Below are 1,616 nucleotides of genomic sequence, written 5' to 3' on the forward strand. Positions count from 1 at the left end.
AAACCAGCTAATAGTTTGTCAATCATTTCACTCAAAAATATAATGTAAGCATGCTATACTGAAAATAAGGCATGACAAATAAACTTCCTCCAACAAGATGGAAGTTCCTTGAAGATATGTGAAAATTTATTTTAAGCAACATCTTGGAAGGTTGTTTTGGTTTTCAAAAGAGCGTAAATCCAATGTAAAAGCTTATTAGCACAGGCAATAATGGCTACTCGATAAGGTTTTCCCTCGTCTCGCTTTTTGTCGTAAAACTCACGTAATCTCTTATTTCGAGGGATGAGTTCTTTGGTCGTTCTAGTTTTACGGGCATCTCGAATGGCGCAACGGACAGCTGTGAATAAGGCATGCCGTAGCCTGCTGGAACCCCTTTTCGTGATGTGATTCTTGGTACCCTTGAAGGTACCAGACTCGAATACACTGGGGTCAATTCCCGCAAAGGCTACTAACTTTTTAGGGTGATTAAACCGATCTATTTCTCCAATCTCGGAAATAATCGTGGCCGCGATTTTTTCGCCGATACCAGGAATGGATTGGATAATCTTATATTCTTCTATATTTTTTGCTAAGGCATCTATCTCTTCTTCAAGTACGGATAGATGCTTTTTATATTCAAGAAGAATGTTAATAAGCATCTCTAAACTAATCAGATGGCTATGATACAGGGTCTGCTGAAACGGATTTCGATTAGCTGCTTGTATGAGCTTATTCGCTTGATTACTGGCCCATTTCTGAGATCGGCTCTTGCACAGTTCATGAATCTTCACGGTAAGGGTCTCTTCACCAGCTTCCAACACTTTTTTAGAGGTTGGAAAGGTTGATAAAGTACGTAAAGAGACATCCGAGTACAATTCTCCGAACACACCTACATACTCAGGAAATACTTGATCCAGCACAGATTGAAATTGTAGCTTAGCTTGGACAAACATACCCGTCAAATTCTCGTGCTGTCTCGTCAGATTACGCAAGTTCAAAAGCTGAATGCCACGCTTTTTATAGGGCTCTAAATCCTCTTTGTAATACAGCTCGCAGAGATGGTGAGCATCAATTATGTCTGTTTTGACTTTGCGTAAACTCGAACTTTTCGCTTTGTAAGAAATGAGTGGATTCACAACGATTAACAGGTATCCTCTTTTTTCAAAATACTGAACGACAGGCAGGTGATAATGTCCCGTAGATTCCAAAACAATGGGTGGCTGTGAACCTGATTGTTCTTCCACTTCTTTGATAAAGGCGTGTAATTCCTGTAATCCATCCAGTGTATGTGCGACTTTAAAGCTCTTTTTGTATGGTTTCTTTTTCTCCAAGAATGCTTGAACCTGACTTTCTCCTTTTGCGACATCCAGACCAATGACTGGATTCATGATATCTCCTCCTCATCAATGAATTAGCTGGTAACCCCTAAATGGCTCCTTATAGTGTCATAGCTTCGCTTGTTATACGAGATCTAAGTCCCAACCAGCTTCAATCATGTTTCTATAAGTAGGGGGCGAACGGTTTAGTTATCGGGATTAAAATCCCACGGGGGCGGTCGTTCTACCCCAGCTACCATTAGTATTCTAGAACCTAAATAAAAAGGTCAACCAATAACATTGGCTAACCTTATAATACGA

At 40.2% G+C, this 1,616-nt stretch carries 1 protein-coding gene; it reads right to left on the reverse strand.

What is annotated here, in order from left to right:
- Window positions 1–131 precede the first annotated feature (131 nt).
- Window positions 132–1,367, reverse strand: coding sequence for an IS110 family RNA-guided transposase (locus BN1765_RS00335; RefSeq protein WP_050613344.1), 1,236 nt, complete (start codon window positions 1,365–1,367; stop codon window positions 132–134).
- Window positions 1,368–1,616 lie beyond the last annotated feature (249 nt).

The organism is Bacillus testis (assembly GCF_001243895.1).
Taxonomy (GTDB): domain Bacteria; phylum Bacillota; class Bacilli; order Bacillales; family DSM-1321; genus Bacillus_AD; species Bacillus_AD testis.

Coding starts and splice junctions, on each gene's coding strand:
- BN1765_RS00335 (WP_050613344.1), bottom strand. CDS start 1,367: ATGAATCCAGTCATTGGTCTGGATGTCGCAAAAGGAGAAAGTCAGGTT.